This is a genomic window from Lentzea sp. NPDC037011 (assembly GCF_055607425.1).
Map to the genome: position 1 here is coordinate 733712 of NZ_JBVJRT010000001.1, position 12724 is coordinate 746435.

Sequence of the window (12724 nt, forward strand, 5' to 3'; positions counted from 1 at the left end):
CCCCGGAGCTTCTGCTCCGGGGGCCGTTCCGTTTGTGCCGTCAGCGGTGGGCGAGGCCGTCCAGCCGCAGCGCGGTGGAGTCGTCCCGGTGGCTGCCGGTGCTGCCGACGTGCTTGGCGCTGATCTCCGCGCCGTTCTTGAGCACGTGGTGGAGCGCCATCCCGTGCCCGCGGCCCAGGTCGTAGTCCGTCTTCAGCCATTCCAGGAAGACGCCCGCCTTCGTGCTGCCGTCGTAGCCCTGTTCGGCGGCGGCCGCCAGCAGCTCGGCCGGGGTCTTGCCGGTCTTCTTCTCCGCGCCGTCGAGGTAGGCCTGGAAGGACATCGCCGTCTCCGTTCGTCGTGATGCCCGAAGCCTAGGACAACTCCAGCTGTCTTGACAACTTTTATTGTCGGTGACTCACAGCCCCGGCCCGGAGACCTCGACGCCGTGTTCGGTGAAGCGGAGCCGGTAGATCGCCGGCATCGGCATGGCCTGGGAGAACGAGTGGTCCACGGTGTCGACGCCGAAACCGACGAGCGCGCGGGACACGAACGTGCCGTGGCTGCCGATGACCACGGGGCCGTCCCGGTGCTCGCGGGCGAGCGAGGTCAGGACCGCCGTGGCGCGGGCCGTGAGCTGGTGCAGGCTCTCCGCGCCGGGGCGGGCGAAGTGCGGGTTGGCCCAGCTCTCGGCGTAGTGGCGCGCGTAGTCCGGCGTGGGGTCGATGCCGGAGTCCCACTCCCGCAGGTCGTGGCTGGTGCGCACGGGCAGGCCCAGCGCGCGGGCGAACGGTTCGACGGTCTGCACCGCCCGCAGGTACGGGCTGGAGGCGATGAGGCTGGGCTCGATCCCGGCGAGGTGCGCGACGAGGTGTTCGGCCTGCGCCAGGCCCTCCGTGGTCAGCGGCCTGCGGTACTCGTCAGGGCCGCCGCGGCGGGGAGGCGTCGACCGGGCATGCCGGACCAGGACAACTTCGGCGCGCATCAGCCGAGTGTGGCAGCGATCAGCGGCGACGGGCACGGGCCAGCGCGCGGGCCCGCAGGACGAGGTCGTCGACCAGCTGCTCGTCCACCAGCGGCGGCACGCCGGACTCGTCGGTGCAGCACCGCGGTTTCGTGCGCTTCTCCGACAACCGCGGGCGGACGCCGGCCATCTCGTACAGCACCTCGTAGAGGTCGAGGCCGGGATCGTCGTCGTGCGGGCCGACCAGCAGCACCCACACGACGTCGGGGGAGGGGAAGGCGACGACGACCCGGTCGGCACCGCGCAGGTGCTTCACGCACAGGCGCGGCAGCGGTTCGGGGCCGGTGACGCGGTAGCCGAGGGCGGCGCAGCCGGAGTGGGCGAGCTCGTCGAGGAAGCGCTCGTAGGCGACGCGGGCGCGGCCGCGGAGGCCGGCTGCCTGGGCGTGGGCGGTGTGGGTTTCTACGACCTGGAGCAAAGGGGATCTCAGACCGGGCGGACCACGCGTCCCCTGCCGCTGCGCATCTCGTCGAGGGAGGCGGCGAGGTCGCTGCGTTCGAGCAGTGACTGGTCGCTGAGGCGGCGGTGGACTTCGTCGAGGAGGCCGCGGGTCTTGCCGGCGCGGCGGAGGTCGGACACGAGGTGCAGCACCTCGTGCAGGCGCACGGTGTCGAGCAGCATGCGCGGTTCCTGGCTGTGGATGGCCAGCACGCCCTCGCGGGCCCAGGCCTTCACGGTCTTCTCGGTGAGGTCGAGCAGCTCACCGGCCACCACCGGGCGCACCGGCGGGGCCTGGCGCAGGGTCTTCGCCACCACGCCGTCCAGCCGGTGGCGGCGTTCGTCGTCCTCCGCCAGGGAAGACGCGACGGACTCGAGCTCTTCGATGGTGTCGAACAGGTCGCGGATCTGGGCGGCCTCGGTTGCGACGGACATCGCTCCTCCTCCCTTTGACTACCGATTATCGCCCTGATTCTCGGTAGTCGTCAACGGCCCCGGAGTCGGGGGTCCGGGGCCGTCGCGCGGGCGTCAGGAGGAGAAGAACAGGCCGGAGAGGCCGTGGTGCTTGCGGTGGCCGTAGCCGTAACCGTGGTGGCCGCCGTGGTGGTGGTGGACCTGCTGCGGCGCGGCGCCCCAACCGGGCTGGACCGGCTGCGGGTAGGCGACGGGCGGCGGGGCCGGAGCGGCCGGCGGCGGCGTGTGCATCTGGGCCTCGAGGCGGGTGATGGACTCGAGCTCGCCGTAGTCGAGGAAGACGCCGCGGCAGCCGTCGCACTGCTCGATGTGAACGCCCATGCGGTCGAACGTGCGCATGTTCGCATGACACTTGGGACACTGCATCGTGGTGATCCTCCTGCGGTGGGACCGGACAAAAACGATATTAGCCGCGGTCGTCGTGCTCATGCGCCGCAGCGATCCGACGACAAGCCTCGACCAGCGGTTCCACGGCCTGCAGACCGGTCACGAGTGCCCGCGCTGCCATTTGCACAACGTACGCCTGGGCCGGGATGTTGAGCGCTTCCCATTCTGATGTCGGCAGCGCCACACCCCCCGTTTCACGGTAGGTGTTCAGGAACCGCGCCCACAGGTCCGTCGGCAGGATGCCCGCCGCGAACAACGCCGCAGGTCGGGCCAGGTCCCACACCGGGTCGCCCACCCCCAGGTCGTCCACGTCGATCAACCGCCACGCCCCCCGGTGCACCAGCTGCCCGAGGTGCCAGTCGCCGTGGATCAACGCCCGCGTCGACATGCCCAGCGGCGGCAGCACCGCGAACGCCGCCAGCACCACGTCCGCGTGCGGCAGCTCCGGCGGCAACGCCCTGATCGCCCGCACGATCCGCTCCGGCGCCCCCGCCACGGGCCCCCGTGCCGGCAGCGCGTGCAGCTGGGCCAGCAGCTGCGCGCTCTCCTCCCACGGCGCCGCGTCCGGGTCCGCCTGGCTCACCGGCGTCCCGTACGGCCACACCGTCACCGGCCGGTCGTCCACGAACTGCACCGGCCGCAACGGCGGCAGCATCAGCTCCGGGTGCGCGGCCGCGATCTCCAGCCGCTGCGCCAGCGCCTCGACGTCGGTGTCCGCCGCGTGCGCCTTGGCCACCACGTCACCGACCCGCACCACCACGACGTCACCGCGGTCGCCGCCCAGCACCTCCGGGTCGCCGGAAGAGCCGGTCAACGAGGCCATCGCCGCGATCAGGTCGTCCACGCCGCACAGTGAACCAGGTGGCCACCGCGTGGGGATCACGCTCGTTGCAGCGATCCCGCGTAGGAGTAGAAGAACCCGATCAGGTAGGTCGCCGCGTCTCCCGGGCTGTCGAACTCGGCGTAGAACCGCCGCTCGTCCTCGTTCACCCAGTACACGGCGTAGCGGTCACCGACCCGCACCAGGCACAACGCGCCGTCGACCTGCTCGCCCACCGAGTAGCGCGCGGGGTCCAGGCCGAGGTGGGCGGCGATGTCCAGGGCCGCGCTCGCCGCCTGCTCGAACTCCTCCTGCAGCCCCGGTTCCTCCTCGGCGCTGCCGGTGGCCGTCGCGAGTGCCCGCGCCCTGACCGCGGAGGGCAGCCGGTCGGGCGGGCGGTACCGGTTGGCCCTGATGTGCGCGAGCAGGGCTGTGTCCGGCGCGATGTCGTGGTGTTCGAGGTAGTGCGGTACCGAACCAGACCAGACCCACCTGCCGTCGGTGTGGAACACCATCGGCACCGTTTCCGGGTGCTCGGGGTCGACCAGGTCGGGTGCGAGACCGCGGGAGGACAGCACGACCGGTGCGCCGCGCAGGTAGTCGAGCACCGCCTGCTTCTCGAACCGCACGACCGGGGTGCGGTAGGCGAGCGCCACGCCGTCCGCGGACATGCCGTCGACCGCCCGCGCCAGGAGCAGCTCCGGCCGGTGCGGGGCCTTCGCCCGCGGCTCGGGCTTCAGCGTGCCGGTCGTGCTCAGCGCCGCGCTGAGCCAGCCGGGCACGTACCGGGGGTTGCGCGGGTAGAACGTCGGCTCGTGCCGCAGGGCCTGGGCCGCGAAGTCCGCGAGGTCGCTGAAGTACGGCCGCCAGGCGGGTTCGGCCTCGGTGTCGAAGGCCAGCGTCGGCTGACCTCCGTCCTCCAGCACGTAGCGGGCGGTGAACCACGCCCCGAACGGGTAGGAGTAGCCCGCGGCCCTGAGCCGGTGGAACCACTGGCTCACCACCGCCGACGGCAGCCAGTGCACCTCCTCGCCGTCCGCCGTCGTCACCGTGGTCGTGAGGACCTGCCACCCGGCCGTCGCGTCGCACTCGACGCTGATCCGCGTCCACCCCTCGGGTGCGGACGAGGCGAGCTCCGCCGTGATCGCGTCGACGATCGCGTCGAGGTCCGGTTCCCCCGGCGGTCCCCACGCCAGCGAGACGCCGTGCGCCGCGGGCGGTTCGTCCAGGAAGGACAGGTGGTCGACCCGCACCTGGCAGAGCCGGTCGAACTCGCCGGCGGGCCCGCGCAGCCGCCAGCTCCGGGGAACCCGCAGGGAGAGCGGGCTGGTGACGAGGTCCGCACCGTCGGCGGCGACGACCTCGGCGGCGGTCTCACCGGCCAGGGCAACGGTGATGAGCGTGAACCACGACTCGACGAGGCTGCGCTGCAACGGCGTGCCCGCGATGTCGTCATCGGGGTCGGGATCGACGACGACGTACTGGCGCGCACCGTCCTGCCCCGCCCGCGCGACGCAGAGCTGGTCGGACCAGACCGCGTGCGTGGTCCTGCCCAGCGGACCGGACAAGATCGCCTTCACTGCTGTCCTCCCGGCATCGCGGTGCCCATCGGCGTCGGCGTCGCGGGAAGCGGCCCGACGCGCATGAGGTCGTTGACTCGTTCGCTCTCGGCCCGGTGCAGCTCGGCCAGCGTCTGCACCGGTATCCGCAGCTTCGGCTTGGACGACCGGTTGAGCTGCAGGCCGACGTGGTGGCGGCCGTGGCCGAGGTGCCTGATCAGGTCGATGCCGCGCACCGACGTCCAGTGCGGCCAGGTGCTCGGCACCCGCACGAACGAGGTGCAGACGTCGAGCGTGCGGTCGCCGTGCTCGTTCGGCCGGAGCACCAGCTCCTCGCCCTCGTCGCACATGGCCATGAGCTCCGCTTCCGCGAACGCCCGCGCGAACGGCCCGAGTCGCACGAACCCGTTGATCGTGCGCCACAGCTCCAGTTCGAAGTCCGTGTGGAACCTGGTGCCCGCGGTGTCCGGGTGCGGCACGAAACCGGGGTTGCGCCACTCCTCACCGGTGAACGCACCGTCCGGGCCGACCTCGCGGAGCCCCTTCAGGGTCCGGGTGTCGTCGCGCTTCTCCCGCGGCTGGTGGAGGTCGTAGTAGCCGACCTGACCACCGGGGTTGCGGGCGGCCAGGGCAATGCCCTCGTCGTCGACGTCGGGCAGGGGGGACCTGCCCAGGTACCAGTCGACGTGCACCTCTGGCACCCCGCTCATAGCTCTGCCTCCAGCTCCTGCATTTCCGCGAGCCACTTGAAGTTCTCGTTCACCTGGGGGTTGCCGACGCTGGTGTCGTGGATGTCGCCGTTGTCGTCGAAGTAGGTGACGCGTTCCCAGGTCCGGTAGACGTACTCGTTGCCCATGCCGCCGGGGAACACGTACTCCGACTCCCCGTGCGTGCCGTTCTGGCCCGCGTCGTGGTAGGTGAAGTCGACGTTGACGCCGTTCGGGTGGTACGCCTCCGTGATCCGCTCCACCCTCTTGTTGAGCCCGCTCTCCGTCTTCACGTCGGTGTCGGCGTTGAACCTCATGTTCGTCTCGAACCGGCCGGGCGCGTGGTCGACGTCCATCGTGAACGACACGTGCGCGGAGCCCGTGACGATCTTGTCGCCGAACCCGGACATCGCGCCGCCCGCCACGTGGTTGTTGATGCTCAGCGCCTCGGGGTTGCGCGGCGCGATGCCCTGACCGGCGTGGATGTCGGCCGCACTGCCGCCGTCGATGCGCAGCAGCGGCTGGCTGAGCATCTGCCGCAGGCCCTGGACGTCGCGGTAGACCGGCTTCTCCGGGATGGCCGAGACGTCCACCCGCACCGGAGCGCCGTCGAGCATCCCGGGCGGTGCCTGGCGGGTGTGGCCGGGCGGCAGCTCCCCACCGGGGGTGAAGGTCGGCTTCTCGTCGTTGCGCCCGCCGGTGATCTCCCCCTTGTTCTTGAACACCCGGTCGACGTACTCCGTCGCGGCCTTGTTCAACCTGCGCTGCATCGCGTCCTGCGCCGACTCGCGGGGTGCGGTCGAGGCCGCGTCCGGCTCGATGAACCTGCCGTCGGGACCGACCTCGAGGCCCGCCGTCCGAATCCACACCTCGGCCATGGACAGCTCGGGGTGCTCCAGCGCGTAGAGCTTGACGGCGTGCTGCTCCAGCTCCGCCTGGCTCATGTCCTCCAGCGACCGCTGCCGTCGAGGAGCTTCCGGTTCCGTGCTCCTGGGCTGCGGTGCGTCGGCCTGGGTGGGGACCGTGTGCTGGACCGGGGCCGGCTGGTGCCGTGCCGGATCGGCCGGTCGGTTCCACGGCTGGTCCTGGGTGCTGCCCGGGGGCATCGGCCGACGAGGTGGCTGCGGGCCCTGTGCCGGGTGCACCGGGCGGGGAGGACCGGCGTTCGGCGGCGCGGTGTGCCGTGCCTGCTGGGGGTGGTGACCGGCGGGAGGCGCCATCGGGCGCCGCAACTGGTCGGGGTGCTGCGGGTGGCTGCGGTGCTGTGGGTGGCTGTGGTGTTGCGGGTAGCCGTTGTGCTGCGGGTGACCGTGGTGCTGCGGGGGCTGGCCCTGCTGTGGTGCGGGCCTGCCCTGTTGTGGGTGCTGGCCGGTGTGCGGACGTGGTCCGGCCTGTGGGTGTTGCCAGGCCTGTGGGTGTTGCCCAGCTGCCGGGTGTGACCTGGCCTGCGGGTGTTGGCCGGTGTGCGGACGTGGCGCGGGCTGCGGGTGCTGACCGGTCTGCGGGTGCTGACCAGGCTGTGGATGTTGTCCGGCTTGCGGGCGAGGCCCTGCCTGCGGAGGTGGTCCGGCCTGCGGGCGTGGTCCGGCCTGCTGCGGACGCGGTCCCGCCTGGGGGTGCTGCCCTGCTTGCGGGTGCCGGCCGACCGGTGGCTGGAGCGGGCGTTGCTGCTGGTGCCACGTGCGCGGGTCGGCTCCGTGCTGCGGGCGTTGCTGCCCTGCCCACGGCTGGCCGGGACCGTGGGCGGGGCGCTGCGGAACCCCACCCGGAGGCATCCCGCCCACGGGCGTTCCACTGCGAGGCGGCAGCCCCGGTGGAGGTCCCTGCCGCCGCGGTGGCTGCCGGTCCGACCAGCCCGGTGGCGGTGCGCCGGGGTGGACCGGTCGCTGGTGGCCGTCCGGCTGCACCGGGTGCCACTCGCCGGACGCGTCGCGCACCCAGTCCGTCGGTTCGCCGCGGCGCCATGCGCGCGGGCGGTGCTCCGGTGTCGCGCCGCCCCACGTGGGGGTCGTGCCGGGCGGGGTCGGGCGGTCGTGCCGGGTGCTGGTGCCGTCCGGCTTGAAGGTGACCCAGTCGCCGTTCGGCGGCCAGCCGGGGGAGAAGTCGCCGCGGACGTGGTCGAAGTGCGACGAGCTCGCGAAGACGTTGCCCATGTCGTCGACCCACGCGTCCTTGGTGGGGGAGACGACGTCGACTCCGAGCTCCTGGCTCAGCCGGGCCGCGAACCCGTCCGACCTCGTGCCGGTCTGGCAGGAGACCAGGCGGATCGGCTGCCTGCCGTCCCAGTCGCCGCTCGACCTGATGATGTCGGCGAGGTCCTCCGGCGTCAGCCTGGTGCCGCCCACCCGGACGTCGTCGGTGGAACCGTGCAGGTCCACGGTGTAGCGGTGCGGGTCGGGGGCGACCATCGCCGCCGACTGCGAGTAGGCCTTGAACTCGTCGTCGTGCAGCGACAGGCCGGACCGGGTGTGCCTGACGTCGTCCCGCAGGTGCTCGAAGCGGTCCGGCAGCGGCACCGGGCTCCGCAGCCTCTTGTGCTCCTCCCACGGCGTGCGCGAGGGCCGTTCGTGCGGCGTGGCGGCGTCGGCAGGCGGCTGTGGTGCGTGCGCGGGGTGCGGGGGCGGCCCGGCCGGTGGCAACGGACGGGCGTGCGGTGACGGGCCCGCGGGGTGGGCCGGCCGGTGCGGGGACGAGGGAGGCTGGGGAGCGCGGTGCGGTGCCGGAGCGGCTGCCGGTGGAGCGGAGCGGTGCTGCGGCGGTGGCACCTGGCCGTGCTGCGGCGGGGAGGTCTGGGCGTGCTGTGGCGGCACGTGGGCGGGCTGGTGCTGGGGGACGTCGTTGGCGGTGCGGTGCGTCGGCGGGAGCAGAGGCGCCGACGTCGCCGCCTGGTGCACGCCGTCCGCCGGAGGTGTGCGCGGAGCGTTCGGCGGTGGGGCCGAGGTCGTCGGTGCCGGCTGGAAGGGGGCGGAGGCGTTCGGCGCGTGGGTGCCGTGGGAGGCGGGGCCGGACGGGACCGGGCCGGTTGGCGCCTGACTGCCGGGGGCAGGTGCCGACGGTGCCGGGCCGGTGTGGCCGTGGGGTGCGGACGTGCTGCTGCCGACGGGCACGGGCTGGTGGCTGCTGCCGGACGGGTGAGGACCGGCGTTGGTCGGCGAGGTGCCGGCGTGCCCACCCGGCGTCGAGACGGGTGCGCTGCTCGGCGAGAAGGTCGAGGGGGCCGTCGTCGGCACCGAGCGAGCCGCGGCGGGTGAGCCCTGCTGGCCCGGACTCTGCTGGCCCGGACCCTGCGGCGCTGGACCGGTCTGTGCGGGAGCGTGCTGAAAGCCCTGCGGTTGCTGCGGAGCAGCCGCCGCGGAGGACGGGGCAGCGGAGGACGGGGCCGCTTCGGGCGTGGCCGGGCGGTGCGCCGGCTGGTCGGTGGGTGGGCCCGCGAACGACGTGTTCACCGCGTCCGCGGCACGCGGCGGGGGAGGGCTGTCCGACCCGGACGGCGCGGTCGAAGCCGCCGCAGGAGGGGTGATCGGGGGAGCGGACGGCGCCGCAGGAGGTGCGACTGCGGGAGCGGAAGACGCCGCAGGAGGGGCGACCGGGGGAGCGGACGGCGCAGCGGGCGGACCGTCGGGTCGTGCGGTGGGCATGTCGCCGGCCGCAGGGGCGTCGAAGTCGGCGTTCACGCCCTCCATGCCCGACTTGAGGCCGGAAACGCTGCCGCTCACCGCCCCCGACGTGGCGCCGAAGAGGACGTCCCCGGCCTGGATGCCCTCCTCGGACAGGGCACCCTCGGCCAGAGCGGAGCCGGCGCCGATGAGGGCTTCCTCGGCGGCGTTGCGGCCGATGGAGCGGCCGATCGAGTCGCCTACGCCGTCGCCGAGGGCCTTGCCCGCGCCGGCGCCCACGCCGAAGCCGACGGCGCCGGAGATGAGACCCGACTTGGCGGCGTCGAGGGTGAGCTTGCCGTCGAGCTCGGAACGGGTGCCCTTGGCCAGCTGGATGCCCTGGACGGCGAGGTCGGTGGCCACGGAGGTGGCCACCTCGATGCCCACCTGCACGGCGAGCTTTCCGATGAGGTTGCGGCCGACCTGCTGCATCAGCCGTTGCACCAGTTGCCGGAACACGATCTGCACGCTGGCGCGGGTGGCCAGCTGGGCGGGGACGATGCCTGCGGTCGAGGCGCCGAAGGACGCCACCGCGGAGGCGATCATCGCGGCGATCTGGATGGCCAGGATCACCAGCGCGATGATGATCGAGAGCTTGGCGTACTCGATCTGCATGGCGCAGTTGCGGCAGGCGGTGGCGAGCTTCTCGGAGACGTTCTTCATCTTGGGCAAGGTGGCTTCCTCGCCCTTGACGAACTTCTCCCAGTACTTCTTGAACGCCTCCGCCGCCTCGCCGTCCATGTGGGACGTGGCCTGCGCCACGGCGTCGTCGGCCTCGCGCATGGCGTTGTCGATGTCGGTCGCGGCGGTCTGCCACACCTCGGCGAGGCGTTGCAGTGCCGTCTCGTCGCCTTCCGGCCAGCTGTCGCCCACCACGATCGGGATGAGCCAGCGGACCTCGGCGGGCATCTCGATGCCCATTGCGGCAATCCCCCCAGACTGCTAACCGCTGATGCCGCGTGCGTTGAAGTCGTCCTGCTGTTCCATCAGGTTCGCGGACTCTTCGAGGTTCTTCCCGATGTCCTGCAACGTCTGCGCGACCTTCGCCATCACCTCGCGCACGGCCTGCGCGGCGGGGGCGTAGTCGGTGCCGAACTTCTGGCCGGCCTCGTCGTTGCCCCAGCACTGGCCCTCGGCGTCGAGACCGCGGGCCAGCGCCGCCGCGTGCGTGCCCATCTCCTCGCCCGCGTGGCCCATCTTCGCCGCGGCCGAGCGCACGCCGGCCGCTTCCATCCACGTGTGCCCGCTCACCAGCGGTGGCCCCTGCCCATGATCGAGTCGCCGCCGAAGTCCTCGTCGTCGGACTCGGCGGAACCGGCGCGCTGCACCGGGCGGGCCTCGCGGCGCAGCACCGAGGAGCCGAAGTCCTCATCGGACGGTGGTGGCGGAGCGGCGGGCTCCTCGCGCTGCTCGACCTTGAAGAAGTCCTTCAGCGACGGTGCGCCCGGCACGACGTCCGGCAGGTCGACCATGCCCTCTTCCGAGGTGAGCGGGGCCATCTCGGCGTTGACCTGCTCGCGCACGTTCATCGCGGCACGGCGGGCCACCTGCGTGATCGTCTGCGCCAGCTGTTCGGGGGTCACCCGGTCGAACGCCCGCGGGCCCAGCTCCAGCTCGTCCAGCACACCGGTCGCGTCCACGGTCACCACGACGTTGCCGTCCGGTGAGGACGCGACACCCGACATCGCCGCGATCGCCGCCTGTGCGTCCCGCAACCCGTCCGTGCGCTGCTTGAGCTCCCGCATCAGGGTGTCGAGCGTGCCGCGCAACTCTGCGTTACGAGCCGCTAGCTGTTCGTCATCGAGCACTGCGGCAACGTACCGAACGCCTCTGCGGCCTGTCGGGCGTATGGATCATTTGGTGATGCAGATCGTCGTCGGCGGCCGGTCGTAGGTCCTGGTGTCGTCGTCGGGACCGCACAACGACCGGTCCGACCTGCCGTCGACCACCTTGGTGACCCTGCGGGTGCCGGTGCCGCAGGCGAGCTTGGTGTCGAAGTCGCCGACCTGCTGGAGGCAGTCGCCCTGGTGCACGTTCAGCGAGTAGCACTCCCGCGTCTTGCGCTTGGTCTTGCGGTTGCGCGCCGACGCCTCCTCCACGTAGTCGCCGCCGGGGCAGGGCGCGGTGACGCCGCGCTCGATGGACACCAGCCGGTAGGTGGCGTCCTGCGCGGCGCAGTCCACCTTCGTCAGCTCGGCCTTGTCGCGGGACAGGTCCACGACCTTGGCGCACTCGCCGACGCCGGGCTGCTCGGTCCAGAGCGAGCAGCCGGAGACGACCAGCGCCAACGCGGTGACCGCGACGAGCTTCCGCACGGCGAAGTGGTGCTTCGACATGGCCTCACACCTCCGGGACGCGGACGTCGGACAGCTGCTGTGGCGAAAGTCGCACCGCCCACGGCCGGGAGCCGGCGTCCGCGGCCGGACCACCGGGTCCTGCGCGGCGCTGACCGCACGGTCGGGTGACGAGGCGGCGGTGGGCTGTGACAAAACCGCTTCCCCCAGGTAGAGCTTGATGTGCGGACCATGTCTACTGCACGGGCGGGAGCGGTACCCCCGTTTTGACCCAGGTAGACGTGGGCGGGTATCTTTGCTACTCGTGCCCGACCCATGTCGGGCCGCTCCGCGTGCCCGTGAGGCCGCGGTGTCCTCCACTCGCGGTGGCAGTCGAACTGTTGCTTGCGGACCTGAGTAGCGGGCGACACGCCCGACCTCGGGTGCAGAGAGGGATCAAGAAACACGAGGGTGAACCGCAAGGGGAACCCGCAGAAGACGGAAGAAGCAGCCGGCGAATGCCAACGATCCAGCAGCTGGTCCGCAAGGGCCGCCAGGACAAGGTGGCCAAGCAGAAGACGGCGGCCCTCAAGGGCTCGCCGCAGCGGCGCGGTGTGTGCACCCGCGTTTACACCACCACCCCCAAGAAGCCGAACTCCGCACTGCGCAAGGTCGCTCGCGTGAAGCTGACCAGCGGTATCGAGGTCACGGCCTACATCCCCGGTGAGGGTCACAACCTCCAGGAGCACTCGATGGTGCTCGTGCGCGGTGGTCGTGTGAAGGACCTGCCGGGTGTTCGCTACAAGATCATCCGTGGCTCTCTCGACACGCAGGGTGTCAAGAACCGCAAGCAGGCTCGCAGCCGCTACGGCGCGAAGAAGGAGAAGAGCTGATGCCCCGCAAGGGACCGGCCCCGAAGCGGCCGCTTATCTCTGACCCGGTCTACAGCTCGCCGCTCGTGACCCAGCTCATCAACAAGGTGCTGGTGGACGGCAAGCGCTCCGTGGCCGAGAAGATCGTCTACGAAGCCCTCGAGGGTGCTCGCGAGAAGACCGGCACCGACCCGGTCGTCACGCTGAAGCGCGCGCTGGACAACGTGAAGCCCTCGCTGGAGGTCAAGAGCCGCCGCGTCGGTGGTGCGACCTACCAGGTGCCGATCGAGGTCAAGCCCGGCCGCTCCACCACGCTGGCGCTGCGCTGGCTGATCACCTTCTCCCGGCAGCGCCGTGAGAAGACCATGGTCGAGCGTCTGATGAACGAGCTGCTCGATGCGAGCAACGGTCTCGGTGCGAGCGTCAAGCGCCGTGAGGACACTCACAAGATGGCCGAGTCCAACAAGGCCTTCGCCCACTACCGCTGGTGATGTGCCGCCCGGCCTGCCGGTCAGGCCGGGCGCTCCCAGCCCTA

Annotated in this window: 14 protein-coding genes; 2 read left to right on the top strand and 12 right to left on the bottom strand. The window is 71.9% G+C overall.

Annotated elements, in window-relative coordinates; translation table 11 throughout:
- Positions 1 to 40 precede the first annotated feature (40 nt).
- From ACZ7CH_RS03780 to ACZ7CH_RS03835, 12 genes are all read right to left on the bottom strand, one after another.
- The gene (locus ACZ7CH_RS03780; RefSeq protein WP_458430179.1) at positions 41 to 322 is read right to left on the bottom strand and encodes a DUF4287 domain-containing protein; all 282 of its coding nucleotides are present in this window, start codon (positions 320 to 322) and stop codon (positions 41 to 43) included.
- Positions 323 to 397: 75 nt separating this feature from the next.
- On the bottom strand, positions 398 to 964 hold the full coding sequence (locus ACZ7CH_RS03785) for a histidine phosphatase family protein (protein ID WP_470373098.1): 567 nt from the start codon (positions 962 to 964) through the stop codon (positions 398 to 400).
- 19 nt (positions 965 to 983) lie between these two features.
- Positions 984 to 1421 (bottom strand): hypothetical protein, encoded by a 438-nt coding sequence (locus tag ACZ7CH_RS03790; protein WP_360395709.1) that lies wholly within the window; start codon positions 1419 to 1421, stop codon positions 984 to 986.
- Positions 1422 to 1429: 8 nt separating this feature from the next.
- Entirely contained in the window at positions 1430 to 1876 is a 447-nt protein-coding gene (locus tag ACZ7CH_RS03795; protein ID WP_360395711.1) for a hypothetical protein, read from the bottom strand.
- Positions 1877 to 1969: 93 nt separating this feature from the next.
- Entirely contained in the window at positions 1970 to 2344 is a 375-nt protein-coding gene (locus ACZ7CH_RS03800) for a TFIIB-type zinc ribbon-containing protein (protein ID WP_470373099.1), read from the bottom strand.
- Complete coding sequence (locus ACZ7CH_RS03805; RefSeq protein ID WP_470373100.1) at positions 2322 to 3146, bottom strand: phosphotransferase family protein; 825 nt, start codon at positions 3144 to 3146, stop codon at positions 2322 to 2324. The genes ACZ7CH_RS03800 and ACZ7CH_RS03805 overlap by 23 nt, the downstream gene beginning before the upstream one ends.
- 35 nt (positions 3147 to 3181) lie before the next feature.
- On the bottom strand, positions 3182 to 4702 hold the full coding sequence (locus ACZ7CH_RS03810; RefSeq protein WP_470373101.1) for a hypothetical protein: 1521 nt from the start codon (positions 4700 to 4702) through the stop codon (positions 3182 to 3184).
- Entirely contained in the window at positions 4699 to 5391 is a 693-nt protein-coding gene (locus ACZ7CH_RS03815) for a hypothetical protein (protein WP_458434478.1), read from the bottom strand. Before ACZ7CH_RS03815 ends, ACZ7CH_RS03810 begins: the two co-directional genes overlap by 4 nt.
- Complete coding sequence (locus ACZ7CH_RS03820; RefSeq protein WP_470373102.1) at positions 5388 to 9965, bottom strand: WXG100 family type VII secretion target; 4578 nt, start codon at positions 9963 to 9965, stop codon at positions 5388 to 5390. Before ACZ7CH_RS03820 ends, ACZ7CH_RS03815 begins: the two co-directional genes overlap by 4 nt.
- Positions 9966 to 9986: 21 nt before the next feature.
- The gene (locus tag ACZ7CH_RS03825) at positions 9987 to 10295 is read right to left on the bottom strand and encodes a WXG100 family type VII secretion target (RefSeq protein WP_360395723.1); all 309 of its coding nucleotides are present in this window, start codon (positions 10293 to 10295) and stop codon (positions 9987 to 9989) included.
- A complete protein-coding gene (locus tag ACZ7CH_RS03830) occupies positions 10292 to 10852 on the bottom strand; it encodes a YbaB/EbfC family nucleoid-associated protein (protein WP_470373103.1) in 561 nt (186 codons plus the stop codon). The genes ACZ7CH_RS03825 and ACZ7CH_RS03830 overlap by 4 nt, the downstream gene beginning before the upstream one ends.
- Positions 10853 to 10897: 45 nt before the next feature.
- Positions 10898 to 11380 (bottom strand): LppU/SCO3897 family protein, encoded by a 483-nt coding sequence (locus ACZ7CH_RS03835; RefSeq protein WP_470373104.1) that lies wholly within the window; start codon positions 11378 to 11380, stop codon positions 10898 to 10900.
- Positions 11381 to 11835: 455 nt separating this feature from the next.
- On the opposite strand from ACZ7CH_RS03835, the gene rpsL reads away from it, so the two are divergent.
- Both rpsL and rpsG read left to right on the top strand, forming a co-directional pair.
- Positions 11836 to 12210 (top strand): 30S ribosomal protein S12, encoded by a 375-nt coding sequence (gene rpsL, locus ACZ7CH_RS03840; RefSeq protein WP_030473471.1) that lies wholly within the window; start codon positions 11836 to 11838, stop codon positions 12208 to 12210.
- Entirely contained in the window at positions 12210 to 12680 is a 471-nt protein-coding gene (gene rpsG / locus ACZ7CH_RS03845) for a 30S ribosomal protein S7 (RefSeq protein ID WP_030478293.1), read from the top strand. Before rpsL ends, rpsG begins: the two co-directional genes overlap by 1 nt.
- Positions 12681 to 12724: the final 44 nt, after the last annotated feature.

What these genes read in the sequence shown, in the direction of transcription:
- ACZ7CH_RS03780 (WP_458430179.1), bottom strand. Translation starts at nt 322, where the DNA reads ATGTCCTTCCAGGCCTACCTCGACGGCGCGGAGAAGAAGACCGGCAAG.
- ACZ7CH_RS03785 (WP_470373098.1), bottom strand. Translation starts at nt 964, where the DNA reads ATGCGCGCCGAAGTTGTCCTGGTCCGGCATGCCCGGTCGACGCCTCCC.
- ACZ7CH_RS03795 (WP_360395711.1), bottom strand. Translation starts at nt 1,876, where the DNA reads ATGTCCGTCGCAACCGAGGCCGCCCAGATCCGCGACCTGTTCGACACC.
- ACZ7CH_RS03800 (WP_470373099.1), bottom strand. Translation starts at nt 2,344, where the DNA reads ATGAGCACGACGACCGCGGCTAATATCGTTTTTGTCCGGTCCCACCGC.
- ACZ7CH_RS03815 (WP_458434478.1), bottom strand. Translation starts at nt 5,391, where the DNA reads ATGAGCGGGGTGCCAGAGGTGCACGTCGACTGGTACCTGGGCAGGTCC.
- ACZ7CH_RS03820 (WP_470373102.1), bottom strand. Translation starts at nt 9,965, where the DNA reads ATGGGCATCGAGATGCCCGCCGAGGTCCGCTGGCTCATCCCGATCGTG.
- ACZ7CH_RS03835 (WP_470373104.1), bottom strand. Translation starts at nt 11,380, where the DNA reads ATGTCGAAGCACCACTTCGCCGTGCGGAAGCTCGTCGCGGTCACCGCG.
- rpsL (WP_030473471.1), top strand. Translation starts at nt 11,836, where the DNA reads ATGCCAACGATCCAGCAGCTGGTCCGCAAGGGCCGCCAGGACAAGGTG.
- rpsG (WP_030478293.1), top strand. Translation starts at nt 12,210, where the DNA reads ATGCCCCGCAAGGGACCGGCCCCGAAGCGGCCGCTTATCTCTGACCCG.